General features: G+C 59.2%; 20 protein-coding genes. 17 read left to right on the forward strand and 3 right to left on the reverse strand.

The window, feature by feature from the left end:
• Positions 1 to 93 precede the first annotated feature (93 nt).
• From BUB72_RS03760 to BUB72_RS03800, 9 genes are all read left to right on the forward strand, one after another.
• Positions 94 to 1,344: a Zn-dependent hydrolase gene (locus BUB72_RS03760; RefSeq protein WP_073140859.1), complete on the forward strand. Its 1,251-nt coding sequence runs from the start codon at positions 94 to 96 to the stop codon at positions 1,342 to 1,344.
• Positions 1,341 to 2,033 carry a hypothetical protein gene (locus BUB72_RS03765; protein ID WP_073140861.1) on the forward strand — a complete coding sequence of 231 codons (693 nt, stop codon included), beginning with the start codon at positions 1,341 to 1,343 and terminating at the stop codon, positions 2,031 to 2,033. Before BUB72_RS03760 ends, BUB72_RS03765 begins: the two co-directional genes overlap by 4 nt.
• Before the next feature lie 4 nt (positions 2,034 to 2,037).
• Positions 2,038 to 2,793 carry an endo alpha-1,4 polygalactosaminidase gene (locus tag BUB72_RS03770; protein WP_073140864.1) on the forward strand — a complete coding sequence of 252 codons (756 nt, stop codon included), beginning with the start codon at positions 2,038 to 2,040 and terminating at the stop codon, positions 2,791 to 2,793.
• Positions 2,794 to 2,814: 21 nt separating this feature from the next.
• Positions 2,815 to 4,278 (forward strand): dihydropyrimidinase, encoded by a 1,464-nt coding sequence (hydA, locus tag BUB72_RS03775; protein WP_073140866.1) that lies wholly within the window; start codon positions 2,815 to 2,817, stop codon positions 4,276 to 4,278.
• Between the two features lie 110 nt (positions 4,279 to 4,388).
• Entirely contained in the window at positions 4,389 to 4,586 is a 198-nt protein-coding gene (locus tag BUB72_RS03780; protein WP_073140869.1) for a hypothetical protein, read from the forward strand.
• A 23-nt stretch (positions 4,587 to 4,609) separates the two neighbouring features.
• Entirely contained in the window at positions 4,610 to 5,401 is a 792-nt protein-coding gene (locus BUB72_RS03785; RefSeq protein ID WP_073140871.1) for an ABC transporter ATP-binding protein, read from the forward strand.
• Positions 5,402 to 5,658: 257 nt separating this feature from the next.
• The gene (locus BUB72_RS03790) at positions 5,659 to 6,573 is read left to right on the forward strand and encodes an ABC transporter permease (RefSeq protein ID WP_073140873.1); all 915 of its coding nucleotides are present in this window, start codon (positions 5,659 to 5,661) and stop codon (positions 6,571 to 6,573) included.
• A complete protein-coding gene (locus BUB72_RS03795; RefSeq protein ID WP_073140875.1) occupies positions 6,570 to 7,415 on the forward strand; it encodes an ABC transporter permease in 846 nt (281 codons plus the stop codon). Before BUB72_RS03790 ends, BUB72_RS03795 begins: the two co-directional genes overlap by 4 nt.
• 35 nt (positions 7,416 to 7,450) lie before the next feature.
• A complete protein-coding gene (locus BUB72_RS03800; RefSeq protein WP_073140877.1) occupies positions 7,451 to 8,431 on the forward strand; it encodes an ABC transporter substrate-binding protein in 981 nt (326 codons plus the stop codon).
• Positions 8,432 to 8,478: 47 nt separating this feature from the next.
• Here BUB72_RS03800 and BUB72_RS03805 read toward each other — a convergent pair whose 3' ends face one another.
• Together BUB72_RS03805 and ppk2 are read right to left on the reverse strand one after the other, a co-directional pair.
• Positions 8,479 to 9,531 carry a hypothetical protein gene (locus BUB72_RS03805; protein WP_073140878.1) on the reverse strand — a complete coding sequence of 351 codons (1,053 nt, stop codon included), beginning with the start codon at positions 9,529 to 9,531 and terminating at the stop codon, positions 8,479 to 8,481.
• A gap of 112 nt (positions 9,532 to 9,643) precedes the next feature.
• Complete coding sequence (gene ppk2 / locus BUB72_RS03810) at positions 9,644 to 10,534, reverse strand: polyphosphate kinase 2 (protein ID WP_073140879.1); 891 nt, start codon at positions 10,532 to 10,534, stop codon at positions 9,644 to 9,646.
• Positions 10,535 to 10,679: 145 nt separating this feature from the next.
• On the opposite strand from ppk2, the gene BUB72_RS03815 reads away from it, so the two are divergent.
• The 5 genes from BUB72_RS03815 to ccmI all read left to right on the forward strand — a co-directional run bounded on the left by BUB72_RS03815 (position 10,680) and on the right by ccmI (position 15,785).
• Positions 10,680 to 11,528, forward strand: a complete 849-nt coding sequence (locus BUB72_RS03815) for a DMT family transporter (protein WP_073140881.1) — start codon at positions 10,680 to 10,682, stop codon at positions 11,526 to 11,528.
• Positions 11,529 to 11,640: 112 nt separating this feature from the next.
• On the forward strand, positions 11,641 to 13,626 hold the full coding sequence (locus BUB72_RS03820) for a heme lyase CcmF/NrfE family subunit (protein ID WP_073140883.1): 1,986 nt from the start codon (positions 11,641 to 11,643) through the stop codon (positions 13,624 to 13,626).
• Positions 13,627 to 13,630: 4 nt separating this feature from the next.
• Complete coding sequence (locus BUB72_RS03825; protein ID WP_073140886.1) at positions 13,631 to 14,173, forward strand: DsbE family thiol:disulfide interchange protein; 543 nt, start codon at positions 13,631 to 13,633, stop codon at positions 14,171 to 14,173.
• Positions 14,170 to 14,637, forward strand: a complete 468-nt coding sequence (locus BUB72_RS03830; protein WP_073140889.1) for a cytochrome c-type biogenesis protein — start codon at positions 14,170 to 14,172, stop codon at positions 14,635 to 14,637. The genes BUB72_RS03825 and BUB72_RS03830 overlap by 4 nt, the downstream gene beginning before the upstream one ends.
• Positions 14,634 to 15,785 (forward strand): c-type cytochrome biogenesis protein CcmI, encoded by a 1,152-nt coding sequence (gene ccmI / locus BUB72_RS03835; RefSeq protein ID WP_073140891.1) that lies wholly within the window; start codon positions 14,634 to 14,636, stop codon positions 15,783 to 15,785. Before BUB72_RS03830 ends, ccmI begins: the two co-directional genes overlap by 4 nt.
• Here the strand turns inward: ccmI and BUB72_RS03840 are convergent.
• Positions 15,782 to 17,827 (reverse strand): protein-disulfide reductase DsbD family protein, encoded by a 2,046-nt coding sequence (locus BUB72_RS03840; RefSeq protein WP_073140893.1) that lies wholly within the window; start codon positions 17,825 to 17,827, stop codon positions 15,782 to 15,784. The genes ccmI and BUB72_RS03840 overlap by 4 nt on opposite strands.
• Before the next feature lie 144 nt (positions 17,828 to 17,971).
• Between BUB72_RS03840 and BUB72_RS03845 the strand changes: the two genes are divergently transcribed.
• From BUB72_RS03845 to BUB72_RS03855, 3 genes are all read left to right on the forward strand, one after another.
• Positions 17,972 to 18,697, forward strand: coding sequence for a DsbA family protein (locus tag BUB72_RS03845; RefSeq protein WP_073140897.1), 726 nt, complete (start codon positions 17,972 to 17,974; stop codon positions 18,695 to 18,697).
• Positions 18,698 to 18,798: 101 nt separating this feature from the next.
• Entirely contained in the window at positions 18,799 to 19,785 is a 987-nt protein-coding gene (locus BUB72_RS03850; protein ID WP_073140903.1) for a type I glyceraldehyde-3-phosphate dehydrogenase, read from the forward strand.
• A 67-nt stretch (positions 19,786 to 19,852) separates the two neighbouring features.
• Positions 19,853 to 20,446: a L,D-transpeptidase gene (locus tag BUB72_RS03855; protein ID WP_073140905.1), complete on the forward strand. Its 594-nt coding sequence runs from the start codon at positions 19,853 to 19,855 to the stop codon at positions 20,444 to 20,446.
• Positions 20,447 to 20,469 lie beyond the last annotated feature (23 nt).

A 20,469-nucleotide genomic window follows, 5' to 3' on the forward strand; every position in this document is an offset into this window, starting at 1 on the left:
GGGCGGTGGATTTTCCAAGGGGAATCCTTGACAGCCCCTAGACCACTGGTAGCCTTCCTTTGACCGACTGGTCAAATACTGGGGGACATTCAAATGGCAGCACCTGGCGAAAACTTGAAGATTGACGGCGCTCGGCTGTGGGACAGCCTGATGGAGATGGCCAAGATTGGCCCCGGCGTCGCGGGCGGCAACAACCGCCAGACCTTGACCGATGAGGATGGCGAAGGGCGCGCCTTGTTCCAAAGCTGGTGCGAGGCCGCGGGCTGCACCATGGGTCTTGACCAAATGGGCAACATGTTCGCGCGACGCGAAGGGACGGACCCTGACGCACTGCCGGTCTATGTGGGTTCTCACCTCGATACTCAGCCAACAGGTGGCAAGTATGACGGGGTGCTGGGCGTCTTGGGCGGTTTGGAAATCCTGCGCACGTTGAACGACCTGAATATCAAGACCAAACACCCGATCATCGTCACCAATTTCACCAATGAAGAAGGCACACGTTACGCGCCTGCCATGCTGTCTTCAGGGGTATTTGCAGGCATTCACACGCAAGATTGGGCTTATGAGCGCGAGGATGCCGACGGCAAGAAATTCGGCGACGAGTTGCAGCGCATTGGTTGGCGTGGCGACGAAGAGGTGGGCGCTCGCAAGATGCACGCCTTCTTTGAATTGCACATTGAGCAAGGCCCTATTCTAGAAGCTGAAAACAAAGAAATTGGTGTGGTCACCCACGGTCAAGGTCTCAGCTGGACGCAAATCACAATCACCGGCAAGGACAGCCACACCGGCTCAACGCCGATGCCGATGCGTAAAAACGCAGGGCTGGGCATGGCGAAGGTGCTGGAACTGGTGGACGAGATCGCATGGTCGCACGCGCCGCATGCCGTCGGCGCAGCGGGGCATATCGACGTCTACCCGAACTCGCGCAATGTGATCCCGGGCAAGGTGGTGTTCACCGTTGATTTCCGCTCGCCGGATCTGATGGTGATCAAGGATATGGAGCGACGATTGACCACCGGTGCGCAGGTGATTTGCGACGAAATGGGGCTGGGGATCAAGTTAGAGAAGGTTGGCGGCTTCGACCCTGTGACCTTTGACGAAGGCTGCGTCGCCGCAGTTCGAACCGCGGCGGAGCGGCTGGGATACTCGCATATGAACCTGATCTCCGGCGCGGGGCATGACGCATGCTGGATAAACCGCGTCGCCCCGACCGCGATGGTGATGTGCCCATGCGTGGACGGGTTAAGTCACAACGAGGCCGAGGAGATTAGCCCCGAATGGGCAGAAGCTGGCACGAACGTCCTGTTCCACGCGGTCGTCGAAACAGCGGAGATCGTCGGGTGAAGCACTATAAATCCCTTGTTGTGCTGGTAGGTCTCGCGCTTGCGGGCTGTGCTGCGCCGCAAGGGTCGGTGTCAATCCGCCCCGGTCTTGGGGCGGAGGCTGATCTGGACGCAATCCGCCCGCCTTCCGGGGCGACCTACAACTTTATCCTGACAAATGACGGCGCACCTGTCCCTGCAACCATGTCCATCACATCGCGCAAACGCAGTGGCAATCGCTACACCTATAACGGACAGATGGTGTTGACCTTGCCTGCGGCGGAAAACCTTGAACAGGTGGCCGCCGTCATCGCGGAAGCCTTGGGCAAAACCACCGTGCGGGCGCGGGGCAACCAGTTGTTTATTCCCGTGGGGCTGACCACGGATAACAGGTTTCGATCATCCCGCTCCAACATCACATCCGACGTCACCAGATACGCGCCACATGACTGTTTCGCGGTCCTCGGCACCTGTCGTTACAAGGCAATTGACCGGTCCGGTCGCGTTGCCGCTCTGGTCTCCGAGACCACCGAGCAGGACGGCGTCTGGCGCTCTAAAACGGAGCTTGACCCGAAAGCCAAGAATCCCGGTTTGACCAACGAAATCCGCCGCGCCGTCTATTCCATCGACAAAAATGCGGTTCTGATCGACATGGTGGTGATGCGCGGATCGGGTGCGCGGCGAACCTCCTTCGCGATCCGGAGGAAGTAGAGCGATGGCCAATCTCTCGATGTTTCTCACTGTACCCATGGCGGTATTTATCATCGGCGGGGAGCAACCCGCGCATTGGGATTGGCAATTGACCGAGCCGCTGGATCTGACCGTGCGGGTGTCTCTCCTGATCACCGACATGGATGCTGTGACACCAGAGCAGATAGCGCAGCTGAAGTCCCGCGACACGCAACCGGTATGCTACATCAGTGTTGGCACACGTGAGAACTACCGCGAAGATGCCGCCGATTTTCCGGCCCATGTGGTCGGCAAACCTTTGGGCGATTGGCCCGATGAAGTCTATGTCGACATACGCAGTCCCGAGGTGATGACCGTCATGAAGGCGCGTATCGACCGTTGTGCCGAAATGGGGTTCGTCGGGGTGGAGCCTGACAATATTGACCTGTTCGAAAATGAAAACGGGTTCGGCATTACCAAGGCCGACAGCCTGACCTATACCAGCGCTCTTGCCGATTATGCCCATAGCAAGGGGCTTACCATTGCCCAGAAAAATGCGCCGGAGCTGATACCGGATTTGGTCGATAAGATGGATTTCCTGCTGCTCGAACAATGCTTTGAATACGACTTTTGTGAGGAAACCCAGCCATATCTGGACGCCGGAAAGGATGTCCTTGTGGTGGAATATACGGAGGCAGGGCTGGACTGGGACACCACCTGTATGCAGGCCAAGGACTTTGGATTCCACCTGCTGATGAAGGACCGAGACATTTCCGCAGGCGGCAAGGCCTGCGCCGATTGAAAGACACGAAGGGAGACGCAGATGAGCAAAGTCATTAAAGGCGGCACGATTGTCACCGCAGATCGCAGCTGGAAGGCCGATGTGTTGATCGAGGGCGAAAAGATCGCCGAGATCGGTGAAAACCTGAAGGGCGACGAAACCATTGACGCCGAAGGTGCCTATGTCATCCCTGGCGGGATCGACCCGCACACCCATCTGGAAATGCCCTTCATGGGCACCACGGCTGCCGAAACATTCGAAAGCGGAACCTTCGCCGCCGCCGCTGGCGGGACCACCATGCTGGTCGATTTCTGCCTGCCGGGGGAAGACGGCTCGTTGCTGAATGCAATCGACGATTGGGATCGCAAGTCGCGCGACCAGATTTGCACCGACATCTCGTACCATATGGCGATCACCGGATGGAACGAGAACATTTTCAACGAGATGGAAGCCGTTGTTAAAGAGCGTGGCATCAACACGTTCAAGCATTTCATGGCCTATAAAGGCGCGTTGATGGTGGAGGACGACGAAATGTTCGCCTCCTTCAAACGCTGCGCCGAGTTGGGCGCATTGCCGCTCGTGCATGCCGAGAACGGCGACATCGTGCAGGAGTTGCAGCAAAAATATCTGGCCGAGGGCATCACCGGTCCCGAAGGCCACGCCTACTCCCGCCCGCCCGAGGTCGAGGGCGAGGCCGCAAACCGTGCGATCATGATTGCCGACGCCGCAGGCACGCCACTCTATATCGTCCACGTCTCGTGCGAGCAGGCCCACGAGGCTATCCGTCGGGCGCGCCAAAAAGGCATGCGCGTTTATGGCGAGCCGCTGATCCAGCACCTGACCCTCGACGAGACCGAGTATTTTAACAAAGACTGGCAATATGCGGCCCGTCGCGTGATGTCGCCGCCGTTCCGCTCGAAGGACCATCAGGCGTCGCTCTGGGCGGGGCTGTCATCGGGGTCGCTGCAAGTCGTCGCCACCGATCATGCGGCCTTTACGGACAAGCAAAAGCAAATGGGTCTCGACAACTTCACCACCATCCCCAACGGCACGGGTGGGCTGGAGGAACGTATGGCGATGCTTTGGACCACCGGCGTCGAAACCGGTCGCCTGACACCCGAAGAGTTCGTGGCGGCAACCTCGACCAACATCGCCAAAATTCTCAACATCTACCCCATGAAGGGGGGCATTGCCGTTGGCGGGGATGCCGATGTTGTTGTCTGGGATCCGACGATCAGCCGCGAAATTGCCGTGAGCACGCAGAAGTCGATTATTGATTATAACGTGTTCGAAGGCAGGACCGTGACCGCACAGGCGCGCTATACATTGTCGCGCGGGGATGTGGTTTGGGCCTATGGTCAAAACTCGCAACCACAGCCCGGTCGCGGCAAATTCGTCCGCCGCCCAGCCTTTGCCAGCGCGTCTCAGGCGCTCAGCAAATGGAAGTCGCTCAACACACCCCGCAAGATCGAGCGCAACCCGCTCAACATCCCGGCAGGAGTTTAATGGCGCCGAAATGGACAAAAATGAAGGAAATGCCCGGATCGTGTCACAGAATTGCCTGAATACGCTGCAAAACCTCTTCCCACAAACGGGACACGCAGAGGGGTTTATACATGCAAGTTCTCTTCACGAAGCTACTCTTGGTGCTGGCACTCGGCCTGCTTGCTTTGGGTACCTGGATCAACGACGTAGCGATCGCCGACGCGATGTTCATCTTCGCGGCCTTTGCGATTGGTGGCGTCTGGTCGAAATACAGTGCAGCGGCGGAAGCCGAAGCGGAAGAAATGCCGGCGGATTTGCCAGCAGCTTAAGTTTTGCAGCGGGGCCGCTCTAAATGGCCCCGAACGCAAACTCGATAGTCATTTCCGCCAATGCGTTGGATTTGACGTTCCAGACCGCAGATGCGCCGGTCCATGCCTTGAAAGATGTCTCGCTGGATATCTCTCAGGGTGATTTTGTCAGCTTTATCGGCCCGTCCGGTTGCGGCAAGACGACATTCTTGCGCTGTATTGCCGGGCTGGAAACGCCGACCGGCGGGACCTTGACCGTCAATGGCATGACGGCGGACGAGGCGCGGCGCGCCCGTGCCTATGGCTACGTGTTTCAAGCTGCGGGTCTATATCCTTGGCGCACGATTGCCGGAAACATCAAGCTACCACTAGAAATTATGGGCTATTCCAGAGCCGAGCAGAATGACCGCGTAGCGCGGGTTCTGGACTTGGTCGAACTGTCGGATTTTGGTGCGAAGTTCCCGTGGCAACTTTCCGGCGGGATGCAACAACGCGCGTCAATCGCCCGCGCGCTCGCCTTTGACGCTGATATTTTGCTGATGGACGAGCCGTTCGGGGCCTTGGACGAAATCGTTCGTGACCACCTGAACGAGCAATTGCTGGCACTTTGGGCGCGGACCAATAAAACCATCGCTTTCGTCACCCATTCGATCCCGGAGGCGGTGTATCTGTCGACAAAGATCGTAGTAATGAGCCCGCGCCCCGGCCGCATCACCGATGTGATCGAAAGCCCGCTGCCCAAAGAACGTCCTCTTGATATTCGGGACTCGCCAGAGTTTATCGAAATCGCCCACCGCGTGCGCGAAGGACTGCGAGCGGGGCATGAGGATGACTGACCTTGTCCCAGATGCGCCCCGACCCGAAGAGCCGGGGCGCTGGAAACGTGATGCCACTGCATCCCATCACCGCTTACGGCCATCGGCTCCTCAGCCTGTTCCGCAAAGCCAGCTTAGCCCCGAAATGGTGAACGAACCCTTAGCATCACTGCTTCATAAATACCTAATTCCCCTACCGGCGACCTGGGCGCTTGATGTGATATCGGAACGCTCCGCGGGAGGTATTTTTGATGCAATGATAGGGGAGGGTGCGTACCATGCATAAGGTGGTGCCTGTGTTGACGGTCGTCGCGGCCATGTTCGCCCTGTGGTATGCGGCTGTTCCCTTCATGAACGTGAAAGAGACCCTGACAGGTTTGGAGCGGGCAGGGGCGGTCGTCACCCCCGATAATCCGATCGAGCGCCGCGATGCCTCTTCATTCGGGTTGGTCTTTCGTAACAGCTTTGCCATTCCAGCGACTTATGCACAGGATCGGCCACGTCTGCCTGCCCCCCACCAGGTGGCGCAGGATTTGTGGGAAACTACGGCCCTGAAAAAGGTCTCGTCAAAACGCTCATTGGTGTATCACGGCTGGATCACGCTGAGTGCCACACTTCTAGGTTTTGCGATCGGCACCGCGGCGGGAATTTTACTGGCCGTCGGGATCGTCCACAATCGGGCGATGGACATGAGCGTGATGCCTTGGGCCATTGCATCCCAAACGATCCCGATCCTTGCCATCGCGCCGATGATTATTGTCGTTTTGAATTCGATCGGCGTTCAGGGACTCATCCCGAAAGCCATCATCTCGGCCTATCTGAGCTTTTTCCCAGTCGTCGTTGGCATGGTCAAAGGTCTGCGGGCGCCCGACGCCATGCAGCTTGACCTGCTCAAAACCTATAATGCGTCGCAAAATCAAGGGTTCTGGAAACTGCGGCTCCCTGCATCGATGCCTTACCTGTTTGCGTCCTTGAAGATTGGTGTCGCAGCGGCCTTGGTCGGGGCCATTGTCGCGGAGCTGCCCGCGGGTGGAGCGCGAGGGTTGGGCGGACGCATGCTCACCGGCAGCTATTACGGGCAAATGGTGCAAATCTGGTCGGCGCTCGTCTTCGCGGCGGTTCTTGCGGCGGCTTTGGTTCTGCTGATCGGGTTCGCGCAAAAGCTCACCTTAAAGCGGATGGACCTGTCATGATGCTGGTCGCTCTTGCCTTGCTCATTTGGATTGCCATGTGGGTGTTGAATGTCCGGCTCGCGACGGGTGAGAATGCGAACACCCGCACCATAGGGCTTTTGGTTCCGGCCATTTTCGGCCTTACAATTCTTGTCGTTTGGGAGCTTTTGGTCCGTGGCCTTGCTGTGCCGCTGGTTATTTTACCTGCCCCGAGCCATGTTCTTTCAACTTTCTTAAGCGAGCTGCCGACGCTCTGGCTCGACCTGCAACAGACATTCCTAAAGGGCGCGCTGAGTGGATATATCATCGGCTGCGGAGCCGCCTTCCTGACGGCCATACTGGTTGATCGGTACGACTTTTTGAAACGCGGATTGCTGCCTGTTGGAAACTTCGTGGCGGCGCTGCCGATTGTCGGCACCGCGCCGATCCTTGTCATGTGGTTCGGGTTCGACTGGCAGTCCAAGGCGGCAGTTGTCGTCGTCATGGTGTTTTTCCCGATGCTGGTAAACACGGTCGCAGGGTTGCAGGAGACCACCGCCATGCAACGCGACCTGATGCGTACCTATGGCGCGGGCTATTGGCCAAGCCTCACCAAGCTGCGGTTGCCAGCAGCGATGCCGTTTATTTTCAACGGGCTTAAAATTTCGACAACACTGGCGCTTATCGGCGCTATTGTCGCCGAATTCTTTGGCTCGCCCACCATGGGGATGGGCTTTCGTATTTCGACCTCGGTTGGCCAGCTTGCGCTTGATATGGTCTGGGCGGAGATTGTGGTCGCGGCCCTCGCAGGGTCGGCCTTTTACGGCGTCGTCGCATTGGTCGAAAAGTCGGTGACCTTCTGGCACCCGTCACAACGAAAATAACGTATAACAAGAGTATCAACCTGGAGGAAAAACACATGAAACAACTACTGATGACCGCTGCGGCTTTGGCCATGGCGACGACAGCCCATGCCGCCGATGAGGTGAAATTGCAGCTTAAGTGGGTCACGCAAGCACAGTTCGCAGGCTACTACGTCGCCAAGGACAAAGGCTTCTATGACGAAGAAAATCTGGATGTTGAGGTTATGGCGGGTGGTCCCGATATTGCACCTGCGCAAGTGCTTGCCGGCGGTGGTGCGGATGTCATGCTGGACTGGTTGCCATCGGCGCTGTCAGCCCGCGAAAAGGGGCTGCCACTAGTGAACATTGCGCAGCCTTTCAAAACCTCTGGCCTGATGCTGACCTGCTGGAAAGACACGGGCATTACCGGCCCGCAAGATTTCAAGGGCCGCACAATTGGTGTCTGGTTCTTCGGCAACGAGTATCCGTTCCTGAGCTGGATGTCCCAAGAGGGCATTTCCACCGATGGCGGCGAGGACGGGGTGACCGTTCTCAAGCAGGGCTTCAACGTCGATCCGCTGCTGCAACGTCAGGCTGATTGCATCTCGACCATGACTTATAATGAATTCGGTCAGGTGCTGGACGCTGGCGTGTCGGAGGACGAGCTGGTGACCTTCAAATACGAGGACCAAGGTGTTGCGACCCAAGAAGACGGCATTTACGTCCTTGAGGACAACCTCAAGGACCCGGCCTTCAAGGACAAAATGGTGCGTTTTGTGCGGGCCTCGATGAAGGGCTGGAAATACGCCGAGGAAAATCCGGACGAGGCGGCGGACATCGTGTTGGAGAACGACGAATCCGGCGCGCAGACCGAGGCGCACCAGCGTCGCATGATGCGTGAAATTGCCAAGCTGACCGCAGGCTCCAACGGGGCGCTGGACGAGGCGGATTACGAGCGCACGGTGGCAACGCTGCTTGCTGGTGGCTCTGATCCGGTGATCACGAAAACACCCGAAGGAGCTTGGACCGCTGAAATCACGGACGAAGCTTTGAAGTAATCAACGAGTGAGATGGGCGTTTTGCGCCCATCTCGACCCTTGGGGTGTCAGCCCCCAATTCCCTCGAACGTCACTGCCGCGCCCAACGCGCTTGCCAGGATCGGCGAGACGATCGCAACGATCTTTTTGAACGCCTCCAGTGACGCAATCCTGTTGATGTCGAACCCCATGACCTGCGCGCCAACCTCGGGGCTTCCGTGGGCTGCCACGGCGTCGTGGAACCGCTCGATACGCACCATCAGGATCAGGCTCACGGGCATATAGTAGCTTAGAATGAGTACCGAATAACTGACCCCGCGGTAAAGCGAGATGGCATTGACCAGCTCCGCATGACGCCCACGCAGTTCGGGGTCGGCAATCATCGGTCCGGGCCATTTCATCCAGGACAGGACCAGCACCATCCCGACGCTCAGCAAGATGCCCGAACAATAAAGGTATCTGGTCGATGCGTCTTGCGCGCGGCGTAGGATTTCAGCCTCTGCGGCGAGGCCTTCACGGCTCAGAAGATGTGGGCCCTGCGGGCGGGCAAGCGCCAGAACCATTCCGGCAATGACCGCAGCTGCCGCAAGGGACGTGATGTGGTTCGCCTTATCGAGCAGAAATTCCATCCCGTGAAAGGCTCCCTCATCGTCGCAAGCAAGCGACGTCTCGCACGCCCTGAGCCATCCGGAACTCAGCGCGTCGACGAACAGGGATTTGCCCAGCAGCTCATAAGCTTCAAAACTGCCCATCCATGCGGGCTCGAGCGTGTTGAACACCATCGTGAACGCGACCACGGCGACCAATCCCAGCAGGATGCGGACGGCAGATTTCGGGCTGTGTTGGGACCACAATTCTGAAAAGAAGATCGCAATGAAAATGACGCAAACGGCGAAGTAGAAAAACCATGCCGATAGGAAGCGATAACGGGCCGTCAGTTCCAGCAACGGGGCAGGGGTGACGGTCACCGCATCTGGCAGCACCAATGCGCTGTTGCCAAAGTTGCCCAGAACATATTCGGAGGCCAGCAGCACAAAGGCCGGCAACGCAAGGATGCCAAGATGCTTGGGCGCGATGACCAGTCGGCCGCGGGGCCGCAGGCGGGGTGGAATGATCCCCATGGGGATGCCCCCTGTCTAAAATGGGCGCAGAAAAACGGACTGCGCGCGTTTGAAAAGCAATAAAACTGCTATCAGACTGCGCTTAGACAGGGCGGTGGGTCAAGTGTGGCGCTTATCCCTTACGGTTTGCGGGATGCAACGAGGACGACAGGATGTGGTCTGAATCATGCACAACCGCTTCAGCCTGATGGTAGATTTTCGGGTCCGGCGCAGTTGCAACGCTGTCATCTTTGTCAGGGTAGTCAAGCTGCCATAGGAAGTGCTTGATACAAGCCAGCCGCGCACGCTTCTTGTCGTTCGAGCGGATAACGGTCCATGGCGCATCTGCCGTATCCGTATAGAAAAACATCGCCTCCTTCGCCTCGGTGTAGTCGTCCCATTTGTCCAAGCTGGCGCGATCAATGGGAGACAGCTTCCAGCGTTTCAGCGGGTCGGTCTCACGCGAGGCAAAGCGACGCTTCTGCTCTTCCTGAGTGACCGAAAACCAGTATTTGAACAGCTTGATACCGCTGCGGGTCAGCATGCGCTCGAATTCAGGGGTCTGGCGCATGAATTCAAGATATTCGGTTGGCGCACAGAAATTCATCACCCGCTCGACCCCTGCCCGGTTGTACCATGACCGGTCATACAGCACCATTTCGCCCGCCGTCGGCAGATGCTTCACATAGCGTTGGAAGAACCACTGGCCGCGCTCTTCGTCGGTGGGCTTGTTCAAGGCCACCACACGCGCCGCACGTGGGTTCAAGTGTTCGGTAAAGCGTTTGATCGTGCCGCCTTTGCCTGCCGCATCGCGCCCTTCGAACAGCAAAACGAACTTCTGACCGGTTTCCTGAACCCAGTGCTGGACCTTCAGCAACTCCACCTGCAACGCGGCCTTTTCGGCCTCGTAGGGCGCGCGGCCCAGCTTCTTGGCGTAGGGGTACTCCCCTTGCTCGAAACCGGTGATGGTATCATGGGCTGGTTTGGGTGCTGTCGGTGTGGCGTTTGCTTTTGATGTGGTCATATGGGCCTTCGAGTGTTGGAATGGAAAGGGCTGCTTATCCAGCGCGCAAACCTTAACAAAAAATGACTGAAACTGCCTTGACCTAAATCAAGAGCACCCCGCAAAACCACTTGCCGCCCAAAGAGTTGCGCCCTAGCGTCCTCGCATGACACCATTGGTTTTCTTTGCCGTACTGACGGCCGCCTTGCTGCACGCCGTCTGGAACGCTTTGGTGAAAGGTGGGGCTGACAAGCGGTTGAATATGGCAGGTGTGGTGATCGGGCATTTGCCGATTGCGGTGCCCATGCTGGCTTTCGTACCTGCGCCGGACCCGGCGTCCTATCCTTATCTTTTTGCAGGCATAGCCCTGCATTTCGGCTATCAGTGTTTTTTGCTTGAGTCCTACAGAATAGGGGACCTGACACAGGTCTATCCCATCGCCCGTGGGGTCGCTCCATTGCTGGTAGCCGTCGTATCGCTGGTGTTCCTTGGGGTAGACCTATCTAGCATGGAAATCCTAGCGGTGGTCACCATCGCCGCAGGGATACTGAGCATCTCTTTGGTGCGGGGGGCTGATGGCTTGCGCAACGGTCGCGCAACGGCCATGGCACTTGCTACAGGGTGCTTTATCGCCAGCTATTCCCTTGTGGACGGTTTGGGCGCGCGCGTAGCGGGAACGGCGCTTGGGTTCTACGCTTGGCTGGGCATCGCCAATGCAGTCCTCTTTGTGGTGTTCATGGCGGTGACAACGCCTCAGGTGCTGCGTGACCTCCCGATCAAGGGGAAGAAGATATTCTTTGTTGGCGGCTCGGCCTCGTTTGTCGCGTTTAGTCTTGTGATGTGGGCGTTTACCCAAGCACCCATCGCGCTTGTGACGGCACTGCGCGAGATATCTATCATCTTCGCGCTTTTGATCGGGGTGCTCCTGATGGGCGAGCGCCTCAGCCTTGGCAAGGTCGTCTCGACCATGATCACGCTGCTTGGTGTCATCTTGCTGCGCGCGACACGGTCTTGAGCGGCCAGATAGCCGGAATGTGATCAATCGGGTCAACGCGTCGCGGCTGGATTGCTTGACCTTCCTGCTCGCTTGCGCGCAATTAGATCAAACCCTCTAGACAGGCTGGCCCATGATCCCTGAACTCGGACAATTCGCCCTCTCTCTGGCTCTTATCGCAGCGGTCGTGCAAAGTGTACTGCCCATGATGGGTGCCGCGCGGGGGAACGCCTTATGGATGCGCTCGGCTCAGGCCAGCGCACTCGCACAGTTCGCGCTCATCGCCTTTGCGTTCGCAGCCTTGATGCGCAGCTATATTGTCTCCGATTTCACCGTGGTGAACGTGGTCAACAACTCGCATTCGCTAAAGCCGATGATCTACAAAGTCGCGGGCACTTGGGGCAACCACGAAGGCTCGTTGTTGCTTTGGGTCTTCATCCTCGCGGGTTTCGGCGCGGCGGTGGCCTTCTTCGGACGCAATATCCCCGAGGCGTTGAAAGCCCGCACGCTCTCCGTGCAGGCGTGGATTTCCGTCGGCTTTATCAGCTTCATGTTGTTCACCTCGAACCCGTTTACGCGGGTCTTCCCGCCCCCTTTGGACGGCAATGACCTGAATCCGCTGCTGCAAGATATCGGCCTCGCGATCCACCCGCCTTTGCTTTACGTCGGCTATGTCGGGTTCTCCATCGTGTTCTCCTTTGCCGTCGCCGCCCTGATCGAAGGGCGCGTGGACCCTGCATGGGCGCGTTGGGTGCGGCCATGGACGTTGGCTGCTTGGACTGCGTTGTCCGCTGGCATCGGACTAGGCTCGTGGTGGGCATATTACGAGTTGGGCTGGGGAGGCTGGTGGTTCTGGGACCCGGTCGAGAACGTCTCCTTCATGCCGTGGCTTCTTGGTACAGCGCTTTTGCACTCTGCCATCGTGACAGAGAAGCGGGACACCTTTAAAAGCTGGACCATCCTGCTGGCGATCCTGACCTTCTCGCTGTCATTGCTCGGCACCTTCATCGTGCGCTCGGGCCTGCTGACCTCGGTCCACGCTTTCGCGGTCGACCCGGAGCGCGGCATCTATATCCTTGGCTTGTTGTTTGTCTCAATCGGCGGCTCGCTCGCGCTGTTCGCTTGGCGCGCGCCCTCCATGGAAGGCGGGGGCCTATTTGCCCCAATTTCCCGCGAAGCAGGGTTGCTCATTAACAACCTGTTGCTTGCAACAGCCACTGCGACCGTTCTGTTCGGCACGCTCTACCCGTTGTTCCTTGAGGCCGTCACCGGCGACAAAATCTCCGTCGGGCCACCGTTCTTTAACGCCGGTTTCATACCGATCATGCTGCCGCTGCTGCTGGTAATGGGCATTGGCCCGTTCCTGTCATGGAAACGGGCGGATATCGGCGGCGTGCTGTCCCGCCTGAAACTGGCTTTCGCCATCGCGGTCATCGCCGCCTTGGTCGTCTGGTATATCACCACGGGCGGCCCCGTTCTTGCGATCATCGCCATGGGTGTGTCGGTCTGGCTTTTGGTCGCAACGGCGCAGGAATGGATCAAACGCGTGAAGCTGTTTCAGCCCGGTGCCGTGGCGCGCATCCACCGCCAGCCCCGTGCGTCCCACGGTATGACCTTGGCGCATCTGGGCGTGGCAATCTTGGCGATGGGCGCGACGGGATCGTCGGCTTGGAAAGAGGACATCGTCACCTTCGCCAGCCCCGGCACGCAGGTCGAGATCGCAGGCTTCGAGCTGACATTTGAAAGCATCGAGCGCCAGCAAGGCCCGAACTATATCGCGCAAGTCGCCACCTTGAACGTGACCCGTGACGGTGATTTCGTCACCAAGCTGTATCCAGAGCGCAGGGACTATCCGGCGGCGGGCTCCACAACGACTGAAAGTTCCATCCGGCAAACCTTGGCGGGTGACCTTTATACCTCCATCGCGGAACCTGCGGCGGAAGGGGCCAAGGGCCAGTGGACGTTGCGCGTGTTGTACGAGCCTTTGGTGAACTTCCTGTGGATCGGGACCGCGTTTCTTGTTCTTGGGGGCGGGTTGTCCTTGTCGGATCGCAGGCTGCGCGTCGGTGCGCCACGCAAATCCAAAGCCGCGCCTGTTGGCGCAACACCGGCGGAGTAATCAGATGAAACGGCTACTCTTCGCGCTGCCATTGTTGGTGGCCTTGATCATCGGCGGCTTTGCCATCTGGGGACTGTCCGGTGGACGCGACCCGTCGGCACTGCCATCCGTGTTGATCTCCCAGCCGGTCCCACAACTGGACCTTGGCCCGATCGAGGGTGTCGACCGTCCGGGCCTGACCACTGCAGATATCTCTAGGATGGAGGGCATCAAACTGCTCAACGTCTTCGCCTCTTGGTGCGCGCCGTGCCGTGCGGAACATCCCAACCTGACCCGCTTGGGACAGGAGGAGGGGCTGACCCTCATCGGCATCAACTACAAAGACAAACCCGAAGCCGCCGCCAAATGGCTCGAAGAGCTGGGCAATCCATACACAGCCCTCGGCTCCGACTACGCGGGCCGAGCGGGCATTGATCTGGGCATTTCCGGCGTGCCGGAGACGTTCATCATCGACGCCGATGGCATCATCCGCCACCGGTTCGCGGGGCCTGTCGTGGGCGATGGTCTCAAACGGTTCATGGACGCTTTGGACGAGGTGCGCAAATGATCCGCGCCGCCCTTGTTGCGCTTGCCCTGCTGGCCAGCCCCGCCTTCGCTGTGGAACCAGACGAGGTGTTATCCGACCCCGCATTGGAAGACCGCGCCCGTGCGATCTCGGCCAATGTGCGGTGTGTCGTGTGCCAGAACGAGCCGATAGACAGCTCCAACGCAGGCGTGGCACGGGACCTTCGGGTGCTGATCCGCGAGCGGCTTGTGGCAGGGGATACCGATCAGGAAATCTATGATTTCCTCGTGCTGCGCTATGGCGACTTCGTCCTGTTCAAACCGCCGTTCAAGCCCTCGACCTATGCGCTATGGCTTGGACCGTTCGCCATTCTGTTCATCGGGGGGGCAGCCGTCGCGATCTCGCTGTCGCGTCGCCCGCGCAGACCCGCAACCAAAGACACCCACCTGAGCACCAAAGAGGAAACCGAATTGGCCAAGCTCATGGAAGAGGACAAATCCCTATGATCTTTTGGGTTTCCGCAGCCGCACTTGCGCTGCTGACGATGCTTGCATTTCTATGGCCGCTTTTGCGCCGGAACGAAGGGGCTATGGACCGTGCAGACGGCGCGATTGCCATTTTCCGCGATCAGTTGGGTGAGGTGGACCGCGATGCGGAGCGCGGGATCATTTCAGGGCTCGAAGCTGAGGCGGCGCGCACCGAAATCAAACGCCGGATGATCGCTGCCGACAAAGGGCGCGGTCCGGTCGATAGCGGTGGACTGTCAGGGCGCAAGCTGCTGATCGCCTGCGCCTTGCTCACACCTTTGGCCGGGGCCGCTCTTTACACGCAGCTTGGCGCACCAACGGTCCCGTCCATACCGTTTGCGGAGCGGGCTGCAGAGCTGACCGAGGCTCAAAACCTCGACAAGCTGACAACGCAGCTGCGCACCAAGCTGGAAAGCGAACCCGATGGCGGCGAGACCCGAGGCTGGGAACTTCTGGCGACAACCTATGGCAATATGGGGCGCTACGGTGATGCCGCCTACGCCTATTCGCGCATTGTAGAGCGTGACGGGGCCACGTCGGCCACGTGGTCACAATACGCCGAAGCCTTGATCTCTGCGGAGAACGGAACGGTCACCAAAACTGCCGAGGAGGCGATCGCACGCTCTATTGCCTTGGACCCGCTGAACCCTGCGGGCACCTATTATAACGCCGTGGCTATGGGGCAGGCCGGACAAACAGAGCAAGCGCGCCAATCGCTTTTGGACCGTCTGGCGCTCGAAACCGCTCCGGCGCCTTGGATGCCGTTCTACCTGCGCGAAATCAACCGTTTGGGCGACTTGCTGGGGCTGGAACCTGCCACATTGCCGGACTTCCCTGACGCACCGCGCGGCCCGTCGGCCGCCGATGTCGATGCGGCGTCGGAAATGTCTGCCGAGGATCGTCAGGAGTTCGTGCGCACCATGGTTGGTAATCTTGCAGAGCGGATGAAGGACGAGCCTGACAACCTGCAAGGCTGGCTACAACTGGCCCGCGCCTATGGCGTGTTGGGTGAAGACGATAACGCCCGCGCCGCCTATGAAAGCGCCAAGGCATTGACCGACAAGCTGCCTGAAGACGATCCGCGCCGCGTGACGGTGGAGCAGGGGCTGGCCGCGCTCGGAAACTAAAGACGGGCGGCGGCCAAGGCCTCCATCACCGCATCGGTGCTCAAAAACTCCGGCAGGGCGATGCCTTTGGGGGCGTCGGGACCGTAGACGATGTTGAACGGGATGCCGAAGCGGCCGTTTTCTTGCAAATAGGCAAGTATGGCGGGGTCGGGCTGGGTCCAGTCGCCACGCATTGCGGTAACCCCGTCCGAGGTCAGCAGACTTGCCACCGGATCGCGGTCCAGAACACGGGCTTTGTTGGCCTTGCAGGTCAGGCACCATGACGCGGTGATGTCCACGAACACGACCTCGCCTTTGGCGACGTGCTCCTCGATGGTGGTTTCATCAAAGGCCGCCCAATCCGCGCTTTGCGCAATCGCCTGCGGTGCAGGGCGCAGCACAACAGGCACCATCACAGCTGCCACAACAAACAGCGCGGGGATCAAGCCGCCGAACGGCTTCAGGCGCGGAGTTTTCATCGCCAGCAACGCGGCCGCGAGCAAGCTAAGCAGTGCCAGCACAACGCCCCAGCCCGCGACAAGCGCCATAACAGATGCCAGCCAGATCACGGTCAACGCCAACAGGGCTGCCATGACCCATTTGACCCGTACCATCCATGGGCCGGGTTTCGGTAACGCCTGCACAAGCGAGGGGCGCAGGGCGACGGCGATATAGGGTGTGGCCAACCCAAGCCCAAGCGCGGTGAAGATCACCATCGCCTCGAACCCGCTGCCAGCCAACGCGAACGTCACCGCCGTGCCAAGAAACGGCGCGGAGCACGGGGTCGCCAGCACGGCTGCCAAGGCCCCCGTTGCAAAGTCGCCCAGCAGGCCCGGACCGTGCTCCAGTCGCGCCATAGAAGTGTTCAGGCGTTGCGGTAGGGTGATTTCGAACAGCCCCGCCATATTGGCCGCAAAGACCGAGATCAGCGTAATCATGATGCCAAGGAACACAGGGTTCTGAAACTGCACCCCCCAGCCGATTTGCCCGCCGCCTGCGCGGATCGTCAGCAACACCGCCGCCAGCGCCCACATGAAGGCCAGCACGCCAAGCGCCGAGACTAGGAAGCCCGTGCGGATGCGGCCGGCGCTCTGGTCGCTGGATTTCAATGCCGAGGCAAATTTGATCGACAAAACGGGCAGCACGCATGGCATGATGTTCAGGATCAACCCGCCCAAAAGCGCAATCAATGCGATGGACCACAGGCTCGCTGTGGAGCCCCCAGACAGCAACGGTTGGTCACTTGGGGTCTGGGCGATGAAGCTGGCCGCACGGCGACCATCCGTCAGTGTAATCTCGAACGGCTCTATCGTTGGCGGAGCAGTCAGGATCGGCAAGATCGCAACCACCGATGTCCGGTCTCCGGACACGTCGAACACAGGCGCACCGAATGCCGCGTCCAGTCCCATATTGGCGAATACTTGCAGATCGCTCCCGAACGCCTCATCGCTGTCTACCGCAACTTGCAATTCGGACTGGTCAGGTGACACCCAGAAGCGGGCATTGCCCATGCCCGCATCGTCCAACGAGGCGGGTACAAGTGCCGCGGCCCGCGCGATTTCAGCGGCCGCATCCGCATCAATGCCACCGTCCCCCCGCAAAAGGGTTAGGGACAGATCAAACGTCTCGGGGATGCACAACTCGGCGCATACCAGCACATTGGCCGACATGTTGACGACCACGGCACCCCCAGCCTCTTCCAGCATCAGCTGTATGGGAAAGGTGACTTTCTTTGCGTATCCGTAGTTTTCAATCTCGAAGGCTTCAAACCGTGTCGGGGCCGGAAACAACAACTCTGCCCCGGCGACGTTGGAGGATCCCGCCCAGTCCAGCTCCGGCGGATAGCCTACCGCGCCTGGCGCTTCCCAGTAGGTTTTCCAACCGTCGGCAAGCTCGATTTGCAATGCCGCCGATATCGTTCCCGCATTCGGAGTCACCGCGTTTTCCGCCGTAATCAGGCGCGCGGTCAGTTGATCGCTTTGATACGCCAGTGACGACGCGGCAAGAGCAGGTGTCAAGGCTGCGGACAGCCAGATCAAGATAAGGGAAGCCAAAATTCTCATGGGATTGTTGGTCCACCGAAAGGGGCGGCAAAGGCAAGCGCTTTTGCCGTTGTGTCACCGCCTCGTGATTGCCATGTGTTTGACAATTGCCGCGTCGCGCATCACGGTCTCGTCAACTTTTCCGGCTGCCAAGGAGCTTGCCCAATGATCCGTTTTGCCACCTCGACTGCCCTTGCGCTGTGCCTTGCCGCCCCTTCGGTTTCCGCAGAAGACCTGAGCCGCGCCCAGATGCAGGAGCTGGTGCTGGAAACCATCCGCGAGAATCCGGAAATCGTCATGGAGGCGCTCCAAACCCTGCAAGCACGCAAGGAGCAGGAAGACGCGGCGCAGGCACAATCGGTGCTGTCGGCCAATCGCGCGGTGTTGGAGCGGGACCCCAACGCGCCTGTGCTGGGCAATCCTGATGGCGACGTCACCGTGGTCGAGTTCTTCGACTACAATTGCGGCTATTGCCGCCGCACCTTCGACGATGTTCACGCGCTGATCCGCGACGACACCAATGTGCGCGTGGTGATGCGCGAATGGCCGATCCTTGGTGAAGAAAGTGTATATGCAGCACGCGCGGCCCTCGCCTCGCGCAGCCAAGGCAAATACGAAGCGTTCCACAACGCGCTGATGCGCAACGAGGGCCGTGCCAACGAGGCCAGCGTCATCCGCATCGCCGAAGAGCTTGGGATGGATATCGAGAAGCTCAAACAAGACATGGACGCACCGGAGGTGGTGGCCCACATCCAGACCAGTATACAGCTGACCCGTGCGCTGGATCTCAACGGAACACCTGCGTTTATCTTTGGTGACCAGATCGCACCCGGCGCGATTGAGCTGGACCAGATGAAGGACCTCGTCGCCCAAATCCGCGAGGCGGGCTAAGCCTACAATCACCTCCCGTCACTTTTGGGGTTTCAATCGGATTTTTTAACGGCCTAGTGTCGGGAAAATTCGGCTGACCATAAGGTAAAAGGGACGGGCTCATGGCAAGGATCGCGATCAACGGGCTAGGGCGCATCGGGCGCTCCATTCTGCGTTTGTTAACAACCACATCTGCGGGTGACGGCTTCGAGATCGTAGCCCTCAACGACATCGCGCGGCCGGAACTTTGTGCCTATTTGTTGAAGCATGACAGCGTCTTTGGCCCGTTCCCGGGTGACATCGACTATGACGACCATTCCCTGACCATCAACGGCACCCGCTATCCGTTGACAGACAATCCCGACCTGTCCGAAATTGACCTGAGCGGCGTTGATCTGGTCCTCGAATGCACCGGCAAATCCTCTACCCGCGAATTTGCCGAGCGCGGGTTGCGTGCAGGGGCGGGGCGGGTGCTGATCTCCGGTCCTTGTCCGACCGCAGATCAAACTGTGGTGCTGGGGGCCAATGATGACGCTTTGGCGGATCAACCCATCATCTCCTGCGCGTCCTGCACCACCAATGCGCTGGCCCCGTTGGCACGGGTGATCGACGACGCCTTCGGGCTGGTCACCGCTCATATGACGACGATCCACTGCTACACGGGGTCGCAGCCTACGGTTGATGCCCCGCGCGGTGATCTGGTGCGCTCGCGCGCCGCCGCGCTGTCGATGGTGCCGACCACGACCTCGGCAGGAAAGCTCACCGATCTGGTATTGCCCGATCTGGCGGGACGGATATTCGCGACCTCTGTGCGTGTTCCGACGGCATCTGTCTCGGCAATCGACATGAGCTTTCAGGCGCAAGCTCCTTTTACTGAACAGAAAATAAACGATATCCTGATCGCGGCAAAGGGGGCAATCATCGGAAACACGGACGAGCCGCTGGTGTCCTCCGATCTGCGCGCGCGGCCTGAAAGTATCGTGATGGCACTGCCGGAAACACATGTCACGCAATCCGGTGGCATGGCGCGGGTGTTCGGCTGGTACGACAATGAATGGGGTTTCTCCAACCGTATGATCGACCTCGCCCGACGCATGACAAAGATGTGAGTTTCTGGCACGCCAGCAACCTGATAATCCGTGTCAAACAGTAATAAAAGCCGGAGGCCCGAAACCTATGAGCAACAATCAATCCCGTCGTCTTTTCCTTGCCACCGCTTCGGCGGCCTTGGTCACGCCTGCGCTGTTGCGGGCGCAGAATGTCGAGACGCCTGTCGACGAGCTGGACGTCCCGCAAACACCGCAAGGCGTGCGCCGCAACGCATCGAGCTTCCAGTACCAGCAATGGCAGGACCATTTTGACACGCTGGGCGTCGCCACAGTCGTGGCCGACACTACATCGCGCGCGCTGCATTACTGGAATTCCGACGGTTCTGATTACCGCGTTTTTGCGACCTCGGTGCCTCGTCGCGAGGATCTGACCAAGCGCGGTTATACCAAGATCGTGCGCAAACGGGTCGGTCCTGACTGGACGCCGACCGCGAATATGATCGCTGAAGATCCGGATCTGTCCTATATGCCGCCGGGCCCCGGCAACCCGCTTGGGACCCACGCGATGTATCTGAGCTGGCCCGCCTATTTGATCCACGGCACCCATGACACACGCAAGATCGGGCGCCGCTCGTCTTCGGGTTGCATCGGTCTATATAACGAACAGATCGCACAGCTTTTCGAGTTGTGCCCTGTCGGCACGCAAGTCCGCGTGATCTGACTAAAAGCGGGCGGTGGCATAGG

The sequence above is a fragment of the Litoreibacter ascidiaceicola genome (assembly GCF_900129235.1).
In the GTDB taxonomy this organism is placed as follows: domain Bacteria; phylum Pseudomonadota; class Alphaproteobacteria; order Rhodobacterales; family Rhodobacteraceae; genus Litoreibacter; species Litoreibacter ascidiaceicola.

Excerpts from the sequence above, each read along its gene's own strand:
- BUB72_RS03760 (WP_073140859.1), top strand. The coding sequence starts at position 94 with ATGGCAGCACCTGGCGAAAACTTGAAGATTGACGGCGCTCGGCTGTGG.
- BUB72_RS03770 (WP_073140864.1), top strand. The coding sequence starts at position 2,038 with ATGGCCAATCTCTCGATGTTTCTCACTGTACCCATGGCGGTATTTATC.
- hydA (WP_073140866.1), top strand. The coding sequence starts at position 2,815 with ATGAGCAAAGTCATTAAAGGCGGCACGATTGTCACCGCAGATCGCAGC.
- BUB72_RS03780 (WP_073140869.1), top strand. The coding sequence starts at position 4,389 with ATGCAAGTTCTCTTCACGAAGCTACTCTTGGTGCTGGCACTCGGCCTG.
- BUB72_RS03785 (WP_073140871.1), top strand. The coding sequence starts at position 4,610 with ATGGCCCCGAACGCAAACTCGATAGTCATTTCCGCCAATGCGTTGGAT.
- BUB72_RS03790 (WP_073140873.1), top strand. The coding sequence starts at position 5,659 with ATGCATAAGGTGGTGCCTGTGTTGACGGTCGTCGCGGCCATGTTCGCC.
- BUB72_RS03795 (WP_073140875.1), top strand. The coding sequence starts at position 6,570 with ATGATGCTGGTCGCTCTTGCCTTGCTCATTTGGATTGCCATGTGGGTG.
- BUB72_RS03800 (WP_073140877.1), top strand. The coding sequence starts at position 7,451 with ATGAAACAACTACTGATGACCGCTGCGGCTTTGGCCATGGCGACGACA.
- BUB72_RS03805 (WP_073140878.1), bottom strand. The coding sequence starts at position 9,531 with ATGGGGATCATTCCACCCCGCCTGCGGCCCCGCGGCCGACTGGTCATC.
- ppk2 (WP_073140879.1), bottom strand. The coding sequence starts at position 10,534 with ATGACCACATCAAAAGCAAACGCCACACCGACAGCACCCAAACCAGCC.
- BUB72_RS03815 (WP_073140881.1), top strand. The coding sequence starts at position 10,680 with ATGACACCATTGGTTTTCTTTGCCGTACTGACGGCCGCCTTGCTGCAC.
- BUB72_RS03820 (WP_073140883.1), top strand. The coding sequence starts at position 11,641 with ATGATCCCTGAACTCGGACAATTCGCCCTCTCTCTGGCTCTTATCGCA.
- BUB72_RS03825 (WP_073140886.1), top strand. The coding sequence starts at position 13,631 with ATGAAACGGCTACTCTTCGCGCTGCCATTGTTGGTGGCCTTGATCATC.
- BUB72_RS03830 (WP_073140889.1), top strand. The coding sequence starts at position 14,170 with ATGATCCGCGCCGCCCTTGTTGCGCTTGCCCTGCTGGCCAGCCCCGCC.
- ccmI (WP_073140891.1), top strand. The coding sequence starts at position 14,634 with ATGATCTTTTGGGTTTCCGCAGCCGCACTTGCGCTGCTGACGATGCTT.
- BUB72_RS03840 (WP_073140893.1), bottom strand. The coding sequence starts at position 17,827 with ATGAGAATTTTGGCTTCCCTTATCTTGATCTGGCTGTCCGCAGCCTTG.
- BUB72_RS03845 (WP_073140897.1), top strand. The coding sequence starts at position 17,972 with ATGATCCGTTTTGCCACCTCGACTGCCCTTGCGCTGTGCCTTGCCGCC.
- BUB72_RS03850 (WP_073140903.1), top strand. The coding sequence starts at position 18,799 with ATGGCAAGGATCGCGATCAACGGGCTAGGGCGCATCGGGCGCTCCATT.
- BUB72_RS03855 (WP_073140905.1), top strand. The coding sequence starts at position 19,853 with ATGAGCAACAATCAATCCCGTCGTCTTTTCCTTGCCACCGCTTCGGCG.